We start from the raw sequence: 16,512 nt of genomic DNA, 5'->3' as shown, positions 1-16,512 counted from the left end.
GGCGGGGGCCGCGATTCGTCAGTTCAGCGTGCGTTTCTTCGATCATCGGAAGCCCGCCGATACCGGAACCGACGATAACGCCGATACGCTCGGCATTTTCCTCGGTTGCGGTCAGGCCGCTGTCCTGAATCGCCTGTATACCTGCGGCCATCCCGAAGTGGATGAAGTCATCCATGTGACGCGCCTCCTTACCGGGGATGTAATCCTCGATATTGAAGCCCTTGACCTCGCCGGCAAAGCGGGTGGAAAAAGGCGTGGCGTCAAATTTGGTGATGGTCGCAATGCCAGACTTGCCTTCGATTAGCGCAGCCCAAGAATCAGCAATCGAATTGCCAATGGGCGAAACGCATCCGAGGCCGGTCACTACGACACGACGTTCACGAGAGCGGCTCAAGCGGTACTCCTGGTTTGAATCAAAACAGCATCAGGCCTTGACGTGTGCCTTGGCGTAGTCGATCGCCTGTTGCACCGTCGTGATCTTTTCAGCCTGCTCGTCAGGGATTTCCATTTCGAATTCGTCTTCGAGTGCCATCACGAGTTCAACCGTGTCAAGCGAGTCGGCACCGAGGTCATCGACGAAAGACGATTCATTCTTGATGTCGGCTTCGGCGACGCCCAGCTGCTCGGCGACGATCTTCTTAACGCGTTGTTCGATATCGGACATATTACCCCTCCAGTGGATTACAGAAAGTGCGCGCATTTTATCAGGTTTGCGCAGTGAAAATTCACTTTTGGCTTTTGTTTTCAATAATGCTTGATCTTCAGCCAAAAGCGCCTAAAAGCCATTTAACTCATGTACATCCCGCCATTCACGTGCAGCGTCGTACCCGTGACGTAGCCTGCTTGTGGCGAGGCAAGGAATGCGACTGCCGCAGCGATGTCCTCCGGCTGGCCGAAGCGGCCGAGCGGTATCTGCTGCATCAACGCAGCGGTCTGCTGCTCGCCCAGTTCGCGAGTCATGTCAGTGTCGATGAAACCCGGGGCGACACAATTGACGGTTATGTTGCGGCTGCCGATCTCGCGGGCAAGCGCCCGGCTCATGCCGGCAACGCCTGCCTTTGCTGCGGCGTAATTCATTTGACCTGCATTGCCCGACGAGCCGACAACGGATGTGATATTGATGATGCGCCCGTATTTCGCCTTCATCATGCCGCGCAATACACCGCGTGAAAGACGACCGACTGCAGTCAGGTTGGTTGCGATGACCGCATCCCATTCTTCGTCCTTCATCCGCATGGCCAATTGGTCCATGGTGATGCCGGCGTTGTTGACGAGGATGGAAAGGCCGCCGAATTCTTTCTGCACCATGTCGATTACCGCATTGCAAGCGTCTGCGTCCGTGACGTTGAGCACGGCACCCTTGCCGCAATCAGGACGGACTGCTGCAAGGTATTCCGAGATAGCTGCAGCGCCAGCTTCACTGGTGGCGGTTCCGATAACCTTGGCGCCCTGTTTTGCGAGCTCCTGCGCAATGGCACGGCCGATACCACGCGATGCCCCGGTAACCAGGGCGACTTGATTGTTCAAATTCACTTGAGAAGCTCCAGTACTTTGTCCATAGAGACCTGGTCGATGATTGCTTCACCTGTCAGGTCGCCGTTGATGCGCTTGGTGAGGCCGGCAAGCACCTTACCAGGACCACACTCGACCACATGCGTCACGCCCTCGGCAGCCATTTTCTGAACCGTCTCGACCCAACGCACGGGGCTTGCCGCCTGACGGACAAGCGCGTCCTTGATGCTGGCGACATCCTGCACTACGGCGACGTCCACATTGTTAATCAGGGGCAATTGAGGTGCGGAGAAAGCGAGACCGACCATGTAATCGCGCAGGCGGTCGGACGCGGGCTTCAACAGGGACGAATGGAAAGGTGCGGACACTGGCAGTGGCAGCGCACGTTTGGCCCCCTTCGCCTTCGCCGCCTCGCACGCACGTTCGACTGCCGCCTTGTGACCCGCGATTACGACTTGGGCGGGCGCATTGAAATTGACTGCTTCCACGACCTCACCCTGCGCCGCATCCTGGCATGCTGCACGCACATCGTCGTCAGAGAGGCCGAGAATTGCGGCCATGCCGCCCTGCCCGACGGGCACGGCTTCCTGCATGACTTGTGCGCGGAAACGCACGAGAGGAACGGCATCCTTGAATGGAATGACGCCTGAGGCGACCAGGGCCGAGTATTCGCCAAGGCTGTGCCCCGCAACGATGTCGGGAGTCTTGCCGCCTGCGGCAATCCATGCGCGATAGAAGGCCACCGCCGCGGTCAGCATAACGGGCTGAGTGTTGGTCGTGAGATCGAGTTCTTCCTTGGGGCCTTCCGCAATCAGTTTACCGAGGTCGAATTGCAATGCGTCCGATGCCTCGGCAACGGTCTGCTGCACAACCTCGTTGCCGGAAAATCCGTTCAACATACCAATGGCTTGCGATCCCTGCCCGGGAAATACAAATGCGAACTTGGTCATTCGTTATCGTGAGTTGAGTTGGTTGTCACATGCGTGCGAGGACCGCACCCCAGGTAAAGCCGCCGCCGACGCCTTCCATCATGACGTTATGTCCGGGCTTGATGCGGCCTTCGCGCACCGCGGTATCCAGTGCAAGGGGAATGGATGCCGCAGATGTATTGCCGTGCTGGTCTACCGTGACGACCATCTTTTCCTGCGGCAGACCGAGCTTCTTTGCTGTGCCCTGCATGATGCGGATATTGGCCTGATGGGGCACGAGCCAATCGATTTGCGACGATTGAAGACCACCTGCTTCCAAGGCCTCGTTCGCAACCTTTTCGAGAACGGAGACGGCGAGCTTGAATACTGCCTGGCCATCCATGTAAAGAAATGCGCTTCCTTCAATGACGCCGCCGGTCACGCTGCCAGGAACACACAGGATGTCGCCATGGCTGCCGTCCGCATGCAACTTCGTAGCCAGGATGCCGGGCTCGCTCGAACCGGACATGACAATAGCGCCGGCTCCGTCACCGAAAAGGACGCATGTGGTACGGTCATCGAAATTCAGGATGCGGGAGAAGACTTCGGCACCAATCACGAGAACGTTCTTGTGTGCGCCGGATTTGATGAAACTGTCCGCAACCGACACGGCGTAGACGAAACCGCTACAAACCGCCTGCACGTCGAAAGCTGCACCGCCATTCTTGATGCCGAGCTTGCGCTGCACGACACATGCTGTGCTTGGAAAACCGCCGAAATGGTCCGGTGTGGAGGTCGCCACAATGATGAGATCAATATCACCCGGAGTGAGATGAGCAGCTTCCAATGCGCGCTTTGCCGCCTCAACGGCAAGGTCGCTGGATTGCACCGCCGGATCAGCATAGTGACGCGCCGAGATGCCGCTGCGGGAAACAATCCATTCGTCGGAGGTCTCAATCCCCTTCTCCGCCAGCTGGACCGCAAGTTCCTGGTTCGTTACACGCTTCGGGGGCAGGTAGCTGCCGGTGCCGATGATTTTGCTGTAGAGCGTCATGCCGTCTTCTGGTGAGTTAATTCTGTGACATCGCCCGGCACCGGAGCAGCCGGCACCGCCTCCTGTTGCGGCATCAGTTCCGCAATCGTTTTCGAAATGCGCGCCAGCAGGTCGTGGCTAGCGGCATCGTATGCACGCTTGATCGCCCATTCGTAGCCATAGGCGTCTTCACCGCCATGACTCTTGAAGACGAGGCCGCGCAGGCCGAGGAAACTCGCGCCGTTGTAGCGCGAAGGATTCATGCGCTGAGAGATAGCCTTGAGCGCCCCCTGCGCGATAAAAGCGCCGAGGATATTCACGGGATTGCTCTTGAACTCGTTCTTGAACACCGTCTTCAGGAACCGCCCCAACCCCTCCGAAGCCTTAAGTACGACATTGCCGACGAAACCGTCGCATACAACAACGTCGGTAGTGCCTTGGAAAATGTCATTCCCTTCCACGTTGCCGTAGAAGTTAATGACGCCTTTCTCGTGGTCAGCGCGCAGGAGCACAGCGGTCTGTTTGACGACCTCGTTTCCCTTGATGTCCTCTTCACCGATATTCAGCAGGCCCACCGTCGGCTTGGCCTTGTCCTCGAGCGCGGACACCAGCGCCGAACCCATCAAGGCGAATTGGTGCAGATGCTGAGGCTCGCAATCGACATTGGCACCGAGGTCCAGCATGTACGTCGGTGTCTCAGTCTGGTTGGGCATGGGGAAGCAGATTGCCGGGCGGTCGACGCCCGGAATCGTTTTCAGCACATAACGGGAGACTGCCATGAGCGCGCCCGTATTACCTGCCGAGACGCACGCGTCGGCCTTGCCTTCCTTGACCAGGTTGACGGCCACACGCATGGAAGAATTCTTCTTCCGACGCAGCGCAACCTCGACAGGATCGTCCATGGCCACGACTTCCGTGGCGTTAACGATCGAGAGGCGAGCGTGCGAGGAAGCGTTAAGCTTTTTTAGTTCGGCCCGAATGACATCTTCGAGACCGACCAGAATCAATTCAGCGCCAGGTTCGTGACTAGCGAAGGAGACGGCTGCGGGGATCGTGACCGAAGGGCCGTGATCACCACCCATGCAGTCGATGGAAATTTTGATTGTCATGTTTTGACTCAGTACCTCGCTCTAACCAGCATGCGGGCCAGATCCGGCGTGATTCAAAATGACGCGATGCACTTTTTCAGCATATGAAAAAACGGCGCCAAGTCAAACTCGTTGCGCCGCTTTTCAGCCTCGAACAATGACTGCAATTATTCGTCGTTCTTGGTCTTGAGGACCTTGCGACCACGGTAGTAGCCATTCGGGCTGATGTGGTGGCGCAGATGCGTTTCGCCGGTGGTCGGCTCGACTGCCAGCGGGGGAACGCTCAGGTGGTCGTGCGAGCGGTGCATACCACGCTTGGACGGGGACTTCTTGTTCTGTTGAACGGCCATGATGACTCCTAAACCTTAAGATCGGAAATTTTAACATATCCGGTCTGCAAACCTTGCATCCCGGGAATTCTTCGGAACTTCTACTGCTTCAGTTTCTTTAGCACCGCAAACGGCGACTCTTTCTTGACTTCCTGCTCCGCTTCGCGTGCCACCGGATCCGGACATACGTCGTGTTTCGGCGACAAGGGAATCGCCAGCAGCGCCTCATCCTCAATCACCTGGGACACATCGAAACTGCTGCCACCCACAATTACCTCGACGGATTCGTCCGCGAGCTGGGCATCAATCGCATCCGCACCATCCTCGTCCTTTGCAAGCACGAGCGTTGCGCCGGAATCGAATTCGAACGCAAATGGCGTCAGGCAGCGCTGGCACATCAAATTCAATGCACCCGACACAGTCAGAACCAACTGGGGATGTCCGCGCATATCACTACCCCCCTCGAGCACCCAGCGCACGACGCCGATCTTGTCGACCGATTCATCGGCCAGACGGGGCAAGTCGGCGACCGGAATTTCCCCTTCGCGGCGCTCTTTGAGCCGACAAAATTCAAAAGCGTCGATCACAAAAGCATTCATACGTCGAGCCGAACCCGGAAAACCTGCGATAATAACAGGCTTTTCCCTTATTCGTCAAAGTGTTAGGGCGCTTTTGTTGAGCGCTTGTTCAAAAATGAATGCAAAATGCCCTCTCCAGCCACCTTTCCCCGCCTGATCCTGGCATCCAGCTCCCGTTACAGGAAAGAGCTCTTGTCGCGTTTGCACATGCCTTTCGAGATATCCGTTCCGGATATCGACGAAACACCGTTCACCGACGAGGCGCCGGAACAGACGGCGCTCCGGCTTGCAAAAGAGAAAGCTTCTTTCGTTGCCTCGTCCAATCCCGGATCGCTCGTCATCGGATCCGATCAAGTGGCGACACTCGATGGCGAGCAAATCGGCAAGCCAGGGTCACATGAAAACGCCTTGGCCCAACTAAAGAAGATGCGGGGCAGGAAAGTCGTCTTTCATACCGCACTATGCCTATGGAATGACTTGGCCCGCACCGAGGCTGATCGACTGCAGGTCGAAAACGTCCAGACTTTCGTCTCGTTCCGCGAACTGCCCGACCACGAACTCGATGCCTACCTGCGCATCGAGCAACCTTACGACTGCGCCGGCAGCGCGAAGAACGAAGGACTGGGAATTGCAATCATCGAGCGCATCGAAAGCACCGATCCGACGGCCTTGACCGGACTGCCCATGATCGCCCTGTGCTCGATGCTTCGGCGCGCCGGCGTACCATTCTTTCAAGCGTGACACCATGCCTGGCATCCTTTACCTGATTCCCAATACACTCGGCGCCTTTAGTGCGGGCCAGGAAACCTCACCGGAATTCGTGATTCCCGACGAAGTTCAGGCCATTACATCGAGGCTCGATTACTTCATTGCCGAGAATGCCAAAACCACTCGGGCACACCTGAAGGCCATTGGTTCGGCGCACCCCCTTTGCAAGCCGATTCAGGAAATCCAGATCAACGAACTGAACGTCAACACCGATGCAAAGTCGCTGCCATCCTTGCTCTTGCCAATCAAGGAAGGACGCGACGGCGGATTGATTTCGGAAGCAGGCGTGCCGGCAGTAGCCGACCCGGGTGCCAATCTTGTGAGATTGGCTCACGTCGAAGGCATCCGCGTACGACCACTGGTCGGCCCCTCCTCTCTGCTGCTCGCCGTAATGGCAAGCGGCCTGAACGGACAAAGCTTTGCATTCAACGGCTACTTGCCGACCGATCCGGCTCAGCGGACAAAGCGCATCAAAGCCCTTGAGGAGCGGTCACGGCAAGAGAAGCAGACGCAACTGTTCATCGAAACCCCGTACCGGAATTCTGCACTGCTCGAAGCATTTGCAAACACTTGCCAGGCAAACACCTTGGTCTGCACGGCGACCGATCTTTCATTGCCCGAAGAAACCATTCGTACCCAGACGGCGGCAAAATGGAAAGGAGACTTAGCTTCAGGGAAAACCGGGAATATCCAGAAACGCCCGACTGTTTTCCTGCTGCTTGCACAGTAACGCGTAAACGCGCAAAACGGCGGTATTGCGCCGCCGTTTTGCATGCCCTGTCGGGCAGTTCTTGAGCAGGCTATTACGCCTCTCAACACCGCGTCCGAAACGCGGCTCCTGACATCTGGTCCGAGAGTTTTTCCAGTAACGAGCTTCTTGTGCGATACAGGATCGAAACCGGCGCCAGACATCTGCAGTATAAAGCGCAGGATGCAGGAATCAAGGCTGTATCAGACTCCGCGCCTTGAAAAATCTCTATGATGCAATACAGTGCCATAGGCTGCCTTTAGCGCCCTAGCGAAATGCCGGGCGGGCCGAGGTGGTCCAGAGCGAATTCACTACCGCTGTGCCCACCGCACCGCCGAATTTTTTCAGCAGGCGCTCGGATAAACCTTCTCGCTGGGTGTAGTCGACGATATCCTCCGCCTTGAGCTCATCCCTCGCGACTGAATCGACGGTGCCGAAACCATCCGCCAGTCCAATTTCCACTGCCTTGGAGCCGCTCCAGAACAGGCCGGAGAACGTTTCCGGAGTTTCCTTCAACCGGTCCCCGCGCCCATGGCGCACAACATCGATGAACTGCTGGTGCACTTCATTGAGCATATCCTGCGCGTAGTTGCGATGCTTCGCGCTTTGCGGGCTGAAGGGGTCGAGGAAGCCCTTGTTCTCGCCGGCCGTCATGAGCCGGCGTTCGATCCCGGCTTTGTCCATGAGCCCGGTGAAACCGAATCCATCCATCAGCACGCCAATAGAGCCGACGATGCTTGCCTTGTTGACAAAAATCTTGTCTGCTGCAGCGGCAATGTAATAGCCGCCCGAGGCGCAGATTTCGTCGACCACGACATAAAGCGGCTTCTTCGGGAATTCTTGCCGCAAGCGTCCGATCTCGTCATTGATCATTCCTGCCTGCACCGGGCTGCCGCCGGGACTATTAATACGGAGAACGACACCGACCGAACTTTCATCTGAATAGGCGCGGTTGAGGGCCTGGATGACCGCATCGGCCGAACCGGACGTGCCGGATTCGATCGTGCCGTCAATTTCGATCAGCGCCGTATGCGGACCAACGACTTCCGCATCCTGCTGGGTATATCCGAATGCGAGCCACATGCCGAATCCGATAAGGCTGAGCGTGACGATCCGGAAGAAAATGTTCCAGCGACGCGCGGCGCGCTGTTCGCGCAATGTGGCGAACGCGAGTTTTTCGAGAACCTCCCGCTCCCAACCGGTGCCTTGGTGCGAAGCGGACGGCGGCACCGATGTGCGAATCTGGTTCTGCTCTTCAAAATTGTCTTCAATCATCGTTCATTACCATCTGTTTTCTTGTCTTTCAGGCTCGGACCGGCTTGACGTAATCATCTGGCCTCCAATAGACATGGCCATCCCTTTCGAACACGGAAATCGGCCTCAGGCGGCCGCCACGGCAAGGGCCTCCAGCGCAACGCCCGGTTTCAGGCGTATAGAGCGCACCGTGTGTAGAGCACATCAGGTACAGTCCACTCGACTCGAAGAAGTCGCCCTCGTTCCAGTCGAGCTCGATCGGAACATGGGCGCAGCGATTCAGGTAGGCATAGACGTTACTGCCGAAGCGGACAGCAAAGCCCGTACTGTCCTCTCCGCCCGCTGTAACGGGGAAGCGAACGCCCTTCCCGCGATCCTGCAATGCCGAGGATTCGCACACTGGAATCGCAATCTCTTCCATAGGAGCATTATGCATTGTCGCGTAACCAGGTGTGCAGATCGGACACGGAACTTGCGATAAACAAAGGATCCAACGCCTGCAACTCGGGTGCCGTATGGGCCCCGTAATGCACGCCAACACCGGCGGCCCCCGCGTTGGCAGCCATTTGCAAGTCGTGCGTGGTATCGCCAATCATGAGGGTGCGGCGCATATCCTGGCCAAGTTCGCGCGTCAATTCCTGGAGCATCGCCGGATGTGGCTTGGAAAAGGTTTCGTCTGCGCAGCGAGTGGCATCGAATACGGAAAGCAGGTTGGCCGCGTCGAGGGCGCGATTCAGACCAACCCTGCTCTTCCCGGTTGCGACTGCGAGAAAATAGCCTTCGTGGGCGAGGTCAGCCAGCATTTCACGCGCGCCTTCGAACAGGGTCAAACCCTTGTCCTTGGTCAAGTAGTGATAGCGGTAACGCTCCACCATGTGCGGATAATGCTTGGCCTCCAGTCCCGGCACAACCGCCTGCATGGCCTCGGCAAGGCCAAGGCCAATCACGTAGGCCGCCTGTTTGTCATCAGGCACCGGGAGTCCCAGATCCCTTGCGGCCGCCTGGATGCACGTCACGATCGTGCTCGTGCTGTCCATCAATGTTCCGTCCCAGTCGAATACGATCAGGTCAAATTTCTTTTTTGCCATTACGAGTGCAGCAATGCTGCTTGTGATGTGAATGTATTGTAGCGTCCCGGCTCAAGCCGCCTTCTTGCCGATACTCTTCAAGAAACGCTCACATTCCTGTGGAAGTGGCGCGTTTAGCGTGACCGGCTGCCCGGAATCTGGATGACGGAAGGTGACCTGATGTGCATGCAGGAACATGCGCTTGAGCGCAACGCGGTCGCCTTCAGCCTTCTGCAGCATCTTGTTCAAACCGAAATCGCCATACTTGTCGTCTCCGACAATCGGGAAACCGCTGGACGCAAGATGGACTCGAATCTGGTGGGTTCTCCCCGTCTTCAGCTCGGCCTCCAGCAATGCGAAGTCGCCGAAGCGCCGGACAAGGTTGAACACCGTATGCGACGGCTGGCCGTCGGCTTGCACACGAACCCGGCGCTCACCATCCGGCGTGGTGTATTTAAACAGAGGCAACTTGACATGCTGGCGGGAATTTTTCCATTCGCCATGCACCAACGCGAAGTAACGCTTGTCCAGTTCGCCTTCGCGGATCTGTTCGTGGAGGTCGGTCAGCGCGGAGCGCTTCTTGGCCAGTAACAGCACTCCCGACGTCTCTCGGTCCAGGCGGTGAACCAATTCCAGGAACTTGGCTTGCGGACGTGCGGCCCGCAGTTGCTCGATCACGCCGTAGCTGACGCCCGATCCGCCGTGCACGGCCACACCGGCCGGCTTGTCGATGACGAGCAGGTGGGCGTCTTCGAGCAGGATGGTGAATTCTGCACCAGGCACGGATGTCGTTGCCTTTTCCGCAACCCGTACAGGCGGAATCCGAACCACGTCGCCTTCCTTGAGGCGGTAAGTCTGGTCGATCCGCCCCTTGTTGACGCGCACTTCACCCGAGCGCAGCACGCGGTAGATATGGCTTTTCGGCACGCCTTTACAGACGCGCAACAGGAAATTGTCGATGCGCTGGTCGGCTTCGTCTTCGGAAATCGTCACGAGGCGAACCTGAGCGGATGCCTGGGAGGACTGTTCATTTGCAGCCGAATCCGTCCGACCTCCAGAAAATCTCGCTAAGTCCTTCATTTTGCAGATATAATTGTTTCGTGTCGGTTACAAACCGGCGCGCGTGTGAGAATAAAAAGCACATTCTACACAGGGGCGTGTCCATCAGCCTCGCCGAATTGCAAATTCGATGGACAGGGCGCCATGAAAATGACAAGAGTGCCCAGGACCAGAGTTAGAGGAGCAGGGATGTACAGGAGTACGTCGCGCCCTTCAGCTCGGCCCCGGGGCTCGGATTGTTTTCGGTACCCGAAAAAGATGTGTATGCATCGCCCTTGTGCGAGTCAGGGTTGCACCGTAGTTGCAATCGGATAGCGCGCATAGGCGTTGGACAAGATTGCTTGAATACCAAGGATATGTCTGGTGAGCATGCCTGTTACAGGTTGCTCGCTGGTTGATGTAGTTGGCCCGTGTTTGCCGATTTCGCTGAATGCCATGAATTTTCACCTGGCTCCATCACACTGCTCGCTGCCTGACGCTGCGCCCTGCCCGGCCCATAACGCCCTGGCCGGATTGCGCATCGCGGATGCCGCGCGCGCTCGGCATCTGTTCCAACCACGTCCGCGCCCCGTTGCAGTCCATGCGCTGAAGCTTTGCGCCACTGCACACTAAGGCAATTCCCTCATCAAGCACTCCGACCTCGCGTACATCCCTGTACCTGCCGCGGTGGCGAAACCTGTCATCCGCGGCTCTAGTTGACCCCAGAGTCACGGAGTAAATAAAAATGAAACGCATGTTGTTCAACGCCACGCAGCAGGAAGAACTGCGCGTGGCCATTGTCGACGGGCAGAAGCTCATCGACATCGACATCGAGACGACTGGCCGCGAACAGCGCAAGTCGAACATCTACAAGGGTGTCATCACCCGCATCGAACCCTCGCTGGAAGCCTGCTTCGTCAATTACGGCGAAGAACGCCATGGCTTCCTGCCCTTCAAGGAAGTGGCGCGCAGCTATTTCAAGGAAGGCATCGACGTCCGCAACGCCTCCATCAAGGACGCGCTGCGCGAGGGCCAGGAAATCATGGTCCAGGTCGAGAAGGAAGAGCGCGGCAACAAGGGCGCTGCCCTGACGTCGTTCATTTCCCTGGCCGGCCGCTACCTGGTGCTGATGCCGAATAATCCGCGCGGAGGCGGCGTGTCCCGCCGCGTCGAAGGCGAAGACCGCCAGGAACTGCGCGAAACCATGGACAAGCTGGAAATCCCGTCCGGCATGTCTGTCATTGCCCGTACCGCCGGTATTGGCCGCAATGTCGAAGAACTGCAGTGGGACTTGAACTACCTGCTGCAACTGTGGCGCGCGATCGAAGGCGCGGGCCAATCCGCCCCGGGCGCCTTCCTGATTTACCAGGAATCCTCGCTGGTCATCCGCGCCATCCGCGACTATTTCCAGCCCGACATCGGCGAGATCCTGATCGACACCGACGACATCTACGAGCAGGCGCAGCAGTTCATGAGCCACGTGATGCCGGATATGGTGCACCGGGTCAAGCGCTACCGTGACGATGTGCCGTTGTTCTCGCGTTTCCAGATCGAACACCAGATCGAAACCGCCTACTCCCGCACCGTCCCCCTGCCCTCCGGTGGCGCCATCGTCATCGACCACACCGAAGCCCTCGTTTCCATCGACGTCAACTCCGCCCGTGCCACCCGCGGCAGCGACATCGAAACCACCGCGCTCAACACCAATCTTGAAGCTGCCGACGAAGTGGCACGCCAGTTGCGCCTGCGCGACCTGGGCGGCCTGATCGTGATCGACTTCATCGACATGGAGAACGCAAAGAACCAGCGCGAAGTCGAGACCCGCCTGAAGGATGCGCTGCGCTACGACCGCGCCCGCGTGCAGATGGGCAAGATCTCCCGCTTCGGCCTGATGGAGCTGTCCCGTCAGCGCCTGCGTCCGTCGCTGTCCGAAGGCAGCCACGTGACTTGCCCGCGCTGCAACGGCACCGGCCATATCCGCGACACTGAATCCTCCGCATTGCAAGTCCTGCGCATCGTCCAGGAAGAGTCAATGAAGGAGAACTCCGCCGCCATTCACGTCCAGGCACCGGTCGATGTGGCCGCTTTCCTGCTGAACGAAAAGCGCGGCGAAATCCTGAAGATCGAAACGCGCCATCGCGTGACGATCATCATGATTCCGAACAAGCACCTCGAGACTCCACATTACAAGCTCGAGCGCATCAAGCACGACGATCCGCGCCTGGAAGAGCCGCAAGCCAGCTACGACATGGCCGAGGAAGCGGATACCGATATCAGCTACAACAAGCGCCAGAAGGAAGAAGCGCGTCCGCGCCAGGAAGCCGTGGTCAAGGGCATTACGCCGGACCAGCCTGCACCGATCGTCGAGCGCAAGCCGGTCGAGCCGGTGCCCGCTCCCGCACCGGTCGCCGCTCCTGTGGTGGAAGAAGGTTTCCTCAGCCGCGTATTCGGTTTCTTCCGCAAGAAGCCGGTGGCGCCTGTCGTCCAGGCTGCTCCGGTCGTGGAAGAAAAGCCCGCCCAGGCACGTGAACGCAGCAGCAGCGACCGTAACGGCCGGGGCCGTAGCCGTCGCGGCCGCGGCGGACGTGACCGCGGCGAAGAAACTACCCGTGAGGAAACCGTTAAGCAGGCCGCCGTGCCGGCAGCGGATGCACCGCAACCGCAACAACGTCCTCCCCGCCCGCCGCGCGAGCCCCGTGAAGTCCGCGAACCGCGGGAGGCGCGCGAGCCGCGTGAACCACGCGAGCCCCGCGAACCGCGCGAAGGCAATGAATCGCGCCGCGAACGCCAGCAGCGCCAGCGTGAAGAACGCAAGGAAACCGCCGCACCGGTCGCCGAGGAAGTGCTGAATGCAGTGCCGGCAACGCCGGTAGCAGTTCCGCAGCCGTTGGTGGAAGCGGTTCCGGCTGCCGACGACGACATTGCAACTGACGCAGCGCTTGGCGCGGAAGGTGCCGGCGAACAGCAAGGCGAAGAGCGCCGCCGCCGCCGCCGCCGTGGTGGACGCAACCGGAATCGCCGCGACCGCGAAACCGGAGAAGTCATTGCCGGCGCCGAACACGAAGGCGAGGAAGGCGTGGAACCGCAACAGGCCATGCAGCTGGAAATTGCGGAAATTGCCGCACCGGCAGCGGCTCCTGCTGTTGTGGAAGTGGCCGAGGCTGAAGCAGCGCCTGTGGCCGCAGTGATCGAAGCACCTGCAATCGAACCCGCCGCACCGGTTGCCACACCAGTTGCCGCACCAGTTGCCGCCCCTGTGGCCGCCCCTGTGGCCGCGCCGCGTGCAGAACCGCAGGCAACTCCTGTCGCCGCGTCAACGGCATTGGTGGCTCCGGCTCCGATGCAGCTTGAACAACTGCGGGAAGTTCTGTCCGCAGCAGGCCTGACGCTCGCCGTCACCGATCCGGAAAAGCTTCGTGTCGCCCAGGAGGCTGCAGAGCGCTTCGTGCCGCCGGCACGTGTACCGCGCGTCCGCAAGCCGGTGCCACCAGTGTCGAACGAGCCGCTTATCCAGGTCGAGACACGTCGATAAGCGCGCTATTCCGCTCCGTCCGGAGTGGATGGCCACCATGCAGAAAGGGAGCGTTTGCTCCCTTTTTGTTTCATAAACAGGTCCACTTGCCACAGCAAGCATGAAAAACGATCTGCGCCCTCCGGCAGCGATTACCCTTCGGGAAGCATTCTGGTACTGGCTGAAGCTGGGTTTCATCAGTTTCGGCGGGCCGGCCGGGCAGATTGCGATCATGCATGCCGACCTTGTCGAAAAACGCCGCTGGATATCGGAGCATCGCTTCCTGCACGCCCTTAACTACTGCATGCTGCTGCCCGGCCCTGAAGCAACGCAGCTTGCGGTCTACATCGGCTGGCTGCTGCACAGGACATGGGGCGGCATCATTGCCGGTACCCTGTTCGTCCTGCCTTCACTCCTGATCCTGATCGGCCTGACATGGGTCTATATGGTGTTCGGCAATACGCCTGCAGTGGCGGGACTGCTGTTCGGAATCAAGCCCGCCGTCGTTGCGATCGTGCTGGCGGCCGCCTGGCGTATCGGCAGCCGCTCGCTCAAAAACGGATTGCTTGCCGGTATTGCAGTCGCGGCATTCGTGGCGATCACTTTCCTCGATATTCCATTTCCGCTGATCGTCCTGGCCGCCGCTTTCATCGGCCTGATTGGCGGCCGGGTTGCGCCCGAAAAATTCCATTTGGGAGACGGACACGCCAATGTAGGGAACACGTCCTACGGCTCGGCTCTGATCGATGACGATACGCCCACGCCGGATCATGCGCGCTTTTCGTGGTTCAAGCTCGCGCTTGTCAGTGCAACCGGGATCGTTCTCGGGACCGGAATGTGGTTGACCCTAGCCTCGCTTTCCGGCACCGCCACCCCGCTTGCGCAAATGGGCTGGTTCTTTACGAAAGCGGCGCTTCTTACCTTTGGCGGAGCCTATGCAGTCTTGCCCTACGTCTACCAGGGTGCGGTTGAACACTTCCACTGGCTGACCGCGGCGCAGATGATTGACGGATTGGCGCTCGGAGAAACAACGCCCGGCCCTTTGATCATGATTGTTGCCTTCGTCGGCTTCATCGGCGCATGGACGACGACCGCGTTCGGACCGGATGCGCTCTTGCTTGCAGGCATGGCAGGCGCGTGCACGGCGACCTTCTTTACCTTTCTGCCCTCGTTCATCTTTATCCTTGCCGGCGGTCCGCTCGTGGAATCGACGCGCGGAAATATCCGGCTGACGGCACCGCTGACGGCGATTTCCGCCGCGGTTGTGGGCGTCATTGTGAGCCTGGCGGTTTTCTTCGCCGAACACGTATTCAAGCTGGCCGAGCCCGTCGGGAGCTGGGACACGATGTCGATGGCCATTGCCGCCGCGGCCGCGATCGCCCTGCTCCGCTTCAAGGTCGGCACCATCCCCCTGATCGTCGCCTGTGCACTGTTGGGTCTCGTGGTATCTTAAGACAGTATCCTGAATCGAACGTGTCACCAGAATGGCCGAAAGAATCATCCCCGTTGTCGACCACCGCGTGCTTTCCACCGCACCCGACATACCCGCCGAGCTCGAGGCGCCAACCGGCCTTGTCGCGGACTCGCTTGCGCGTCCCCTGCACGACCTGCGGATTTCCGTCACCGACCGCTGCAACTTCCGTTGCGTGTACTGCATGCCGAAGGAAGTGTTCGACAAGGACTATGCCTTCCTGCCGCATTCCGCCCTGCTCTCGTTCGAGGAAATCACGCGGGTGGCGAAGGTATTCGTCGCGCACGGCGTGCGCAAGATCCGCCTGACCGGCGGCGAACCGTTGCTGCGCAAGGACATCGAACGGCTGGTCGAGATGCTGGCCGGCTTGTCCACGCCGGACGGCGAAGCCATCGACCTGACGCTGACCACCAACGCTTCGCTGCTGGCAAGGAAGGCCCGCGCCCTGAAGGAAGCGGGGCTGAAGCGCGTAACCGTGTCCCTCGATGCACTGGACGAGAAGGTATTCCAGCGCATGAACGACGTTGACTTTCCGGTCTCCGACGTCCTGAAAGGCATCGACATTGCGCATGCCGTCGGGCTGGGGCCGATCAAGGTCAACATGGTGGTCAAGGGCGGGATGAACGACCAGGAAATCCTGCCCATGGCGCGGCATTTCAAGGGCTCGCCGTTCATCCTGCGCTTCATTGAATACATGGATGTCGGCAGCAGCAATGGGTGGAAGATGGACGAGGTCATTCCTTCGGCCGAAGTCATCCGCCGGATCAATGCCGAGATGCCCCTCGAGGAAATCGAACCCAACTACACGGGCGAAACCGCCGAGCGCTGGCGCTACAAGGATGACGGCAGCGAGATCGGTGTCATCTCCAGCGTCACGCGCGCCTTCTGCCATGACTGCACGCGCGCCCGCCTGTCCACCGAAGGCAAGCTGTACACCTGCTTGTTTGCGACGCAGGGCCACGACCTGCGCGCGCTCATCCGCAGCGGACGCAGTGACCTCGAACTGTCGACCGTAGTCGCCAATATCTGGCGACGCCGCGGGGACCGTTACTCGGAACTGCGCACGGCGAATACCGACCTCACCGAACGCGCGGTGCGCAAGGTCGAAATGTCCTACATCGGCGGCTGACGCGCTCCTGTCACTCCCCCTTATTGCCTATGGACCCCGCTGCATGGCTGCGGGATGCTACGGCGTATGAAAGCAAGG

At 59.1% G+C, this 16,512-nt stretch carries 18 protein-coding genes; 5 read left to right on the top strand and 13 right to left on the bottom strand.

Translation table 11 applies throughout. The features are described from left to right. The 8 genes from AYR66_RS19855 to AYR66_RS19820 all read right to left on the bottom strand — a co-directional run. The coding region (locus tag AYR66_RS19855) for a beta-ketoacyl synthase N-terminal-like domain-containing protein (protein WP_272938353.1) at positions 1-394 on the bottom strand (394 nt) is incomplete at its 3' end. 30 nt (positions 395-424) lie between these two features. Then, positions 425-664 (bottom strand): acyl carrier protein, encoded by a 240-nt coding sequence (acpP, locus tag AYR66_RS19850; RefSeq protein ID WP_040041346.1) that lies wholly within the window; start codon positions 662-664, stop codon positions 425-427. Positions 665-786: 122 nt separating this feature from the next. Beyond that, on the bottom strand, positions 787-1,533 hold the full coding sequence (gene fabG, locus AYR66_RS19845) for a 3-oxoacyl-ACP reductase FabG (RefSeq protein ID WP_088708934.1): 747 nt from the start codon (positions 1,531-1,533) through the stop codon (positions 787-789). Beyond that, positions 1,530-2,462: an ACP S-malonyltransferase gene (gene fabD, locus AYR66_RS19840; protein WP_088708933.1), complete on the bottom strand. Its 933-nt coding sequence runs from the start codon at positions 2,460-2,462 to the stop codon at positions 1,530-1,532. The genes fabG and fabD overlap by 4 nt, the downstream gene beginning before the upstream one ends. A 25-nt stretch (positions 2,463-2,487) precedes the next feature. Continuing rightward, positions 2,488-3,474, bottom strand: a complete 987-nt coding sequence (locus AYR66_RS19835; protein WP_088708932.1) for a beta-ketoacyl-ACP synthase III — start codon at positions 3,472-3,474, stop codon at positions 2,488-2,490. Then, positions 3,471-4,562, bottom strand: coding sequence for a phosphate acyltransferase PlsX (plsX, locus tag AYR66_RS19830; protein ID WP_088708931.1), 1,092 nt, complete (start codon positions 4,560-4,562; stop codon positions 3,471-3,473). The genes AYR66_RS19835 and plsX overlap by 4 nt, the downstream gene beginning before the upstream one ends. Positions 4,563-4,708: 146 nt before the next feature. Next, the gene (gene rpmF / locus AYR66_RS19825) at positions 4,709-4,891 is read right to left on the bottom strand and encodes a 50S ribosomal protein L32 (RefSeq protein WP_057293158.1); all 183 of its coding nucleotides are present in this window, start codon (positions 4,889-4,891) and stop codon (positions 4,709-4,711) included. A gap of 80 nt (positions 4,892-4,971) precedes the next feature. Beyond that, entirely contained in the window at positions 4,972-5,469 is a 498-nt protein-coding gene (locus AYR66_RS19820; protein ID WP_170942217.1) for a YceD family protein, read from the bottom strand. Between the two features lie 105 nt (positions 5,470-5,574). Between AYR66_RS19820 and AYR66_RS19815 the strand changes: the two genes are divergently transcribed. Both AYR66_RS19815 and AYR66_RS19810 read left to right on the top strand, forming a co-directional pair. After that, on the top strand, positions 5,575-6,189 hold the full coding sequence (locus tag AYR66_RS19815) for a Maf-like protein (RefSeq protein ID WP_088708929.1): 615 nt from the start codon (positions 5,575-5,577) through the stop codon (positions 6,187-6,189). Positions 6,190-6,193: 4 nt separating this feature from the next. Continuing rightward, positions 6,194-6,946: an SAM-dependent methyltransferase gene (locus tag AYR66_RS19810; protein ID WP_088708928.1), complete on the top strand. Its 753-nt coding sequence runs from the start codon at positions 6,194-6,196 to the stop codon at positions 6,944-6,946. A gap of 285 nt (positions 6,947-7,231) precedes the next feature. On the opposite strand, the gene AYR66_RS19805 is transcribed toward AYR66_RS19810, so the two are convergent. The 5 genes from AYR66_RS19805 to AYR66_RS28990 form a co-directional block, all read right to left on the bottom strand. Further along, positions 7,232-8,239, bottom strand: coding sequence for a S49 family peptidase (locus AYR66_RS19805; RefSeq protein ID WP_088708927.1), 1,008 nt, complete (start codon positions 8,237-8,239; stop codon positions 7,232-7,234). A gap of 28 nt (positions 8,240-8,267) precedes the next feature. Then, positions 8,268-8,654, bottom strand: a complete 387-nt coding sequence (locus tag AYR66_RS19800) for a Rieske (2Fe-2S) protein (protein WP_420093113.1) — start codon at positions 8,652-8,654, stop codon at positions 8,268-8,270. Further along, complete coding sequence (locus AYR66_RS19795; RefSeq protein WP_088708925.1) at positions 8,647-9,306, bottom strand: HAD-IA family hydrolase; 660 nt, start codon at positions 9,304-9,306, stop codon at positions 8,647-8,649. The genes AYR66_RS19800 and AYR66_RS19795 overlap by 8 nt, the downstream gene beginning before the upstream one ends. Before the next feature lie 51 nt (positions 9,307-9,357). Further along, a complete protein-coding gene (gene rluC / locus AYR66_RS19790) occupies positions 9,358-10,365 on the bottom strand; it encodes a 23S rRNA pseudouridine(955/2504/2580) synthase RluC (protein ID WP_088708924.1) in 1,008 nt (335 codons plus the stop codon). A 263-nt stretch (positions 10,366-10,628) separates the two neighbouring features. Then, the gene (locus AYR66_RS28990; RefSeq protein WP_170942216.1) at positions 10,629-10,781 is read right to left on the bottom strand and encodes a hypothetical protein; all 153 of its coding nucleotides are present in this window, start codon (positions 10,779-10,781) and stop codon (positions 10,629-10,631) included. Between the two features lie 287 nt (positions 10,782-11,068). Between AYR66_RS28990 and AYR66_RS19785 the strand changes: the two genes are divergently transcribed. From AYR66_RS19785 to moaA, 3 genes are all read left to right on the top strand, one after another. After that, complete coding sequence (locus AYR66_RS19785) at positions 11,069-13,855, top strand: Rne/Rng family ribonuclease (RefSeq protein WP_088708923.1); 2,787 nt, start codon at positions 11,069-11,071, stop codon at positions 13,853-13,855. A 100-nt stretch (positions 13,856-13,955) separates the two neighbouring features. Next, the gene (chrA, locus tag AYR66_RS19780; protein WP_088708922.1) at positions 13,956-15,287 is read left to right on the top strand and encodes a chromate efflux transporter; all 1,332 of its coding nucleotides are present in this window, start codon (positions 13,956-13,958) and stop codon (positions 15,285-15,287) included. Positions 15,288-15,318: 31 nt separating this feature from the next. After that, positions 15,319-16,434 carry a GTP 3',8-cyclase MoaA gene (gene moaA / locus AYR66_RS19775; RefSeq protein ID WP_088708921.1) on the top strand — a complete coding sequence of 372 codons (1,116 nt, stop codon included), beginning with the start codon at positions 15,319-15,321 and terminating at the stop codon, positions 16,432-16,434. Positions 16,435-16,512: the final 78 nt, after the last annotated feature.

Origin of the sequence: Noviherbaspirillum denitrificans (genome assembly GCF_002211445.1) — a bacterium.
Taxonomy (GTDB): domain Bacteria; phylum Pseudomonadota; class Gammaproteobacteria; order Burkholderiales; family Burkholderiaceae_D; genus Noviherbaspirillum; species Noviherbaspirillum denitrificans.
This window is presented reverse-complemented; position numbering and strand designations above follow the sequence as displayed.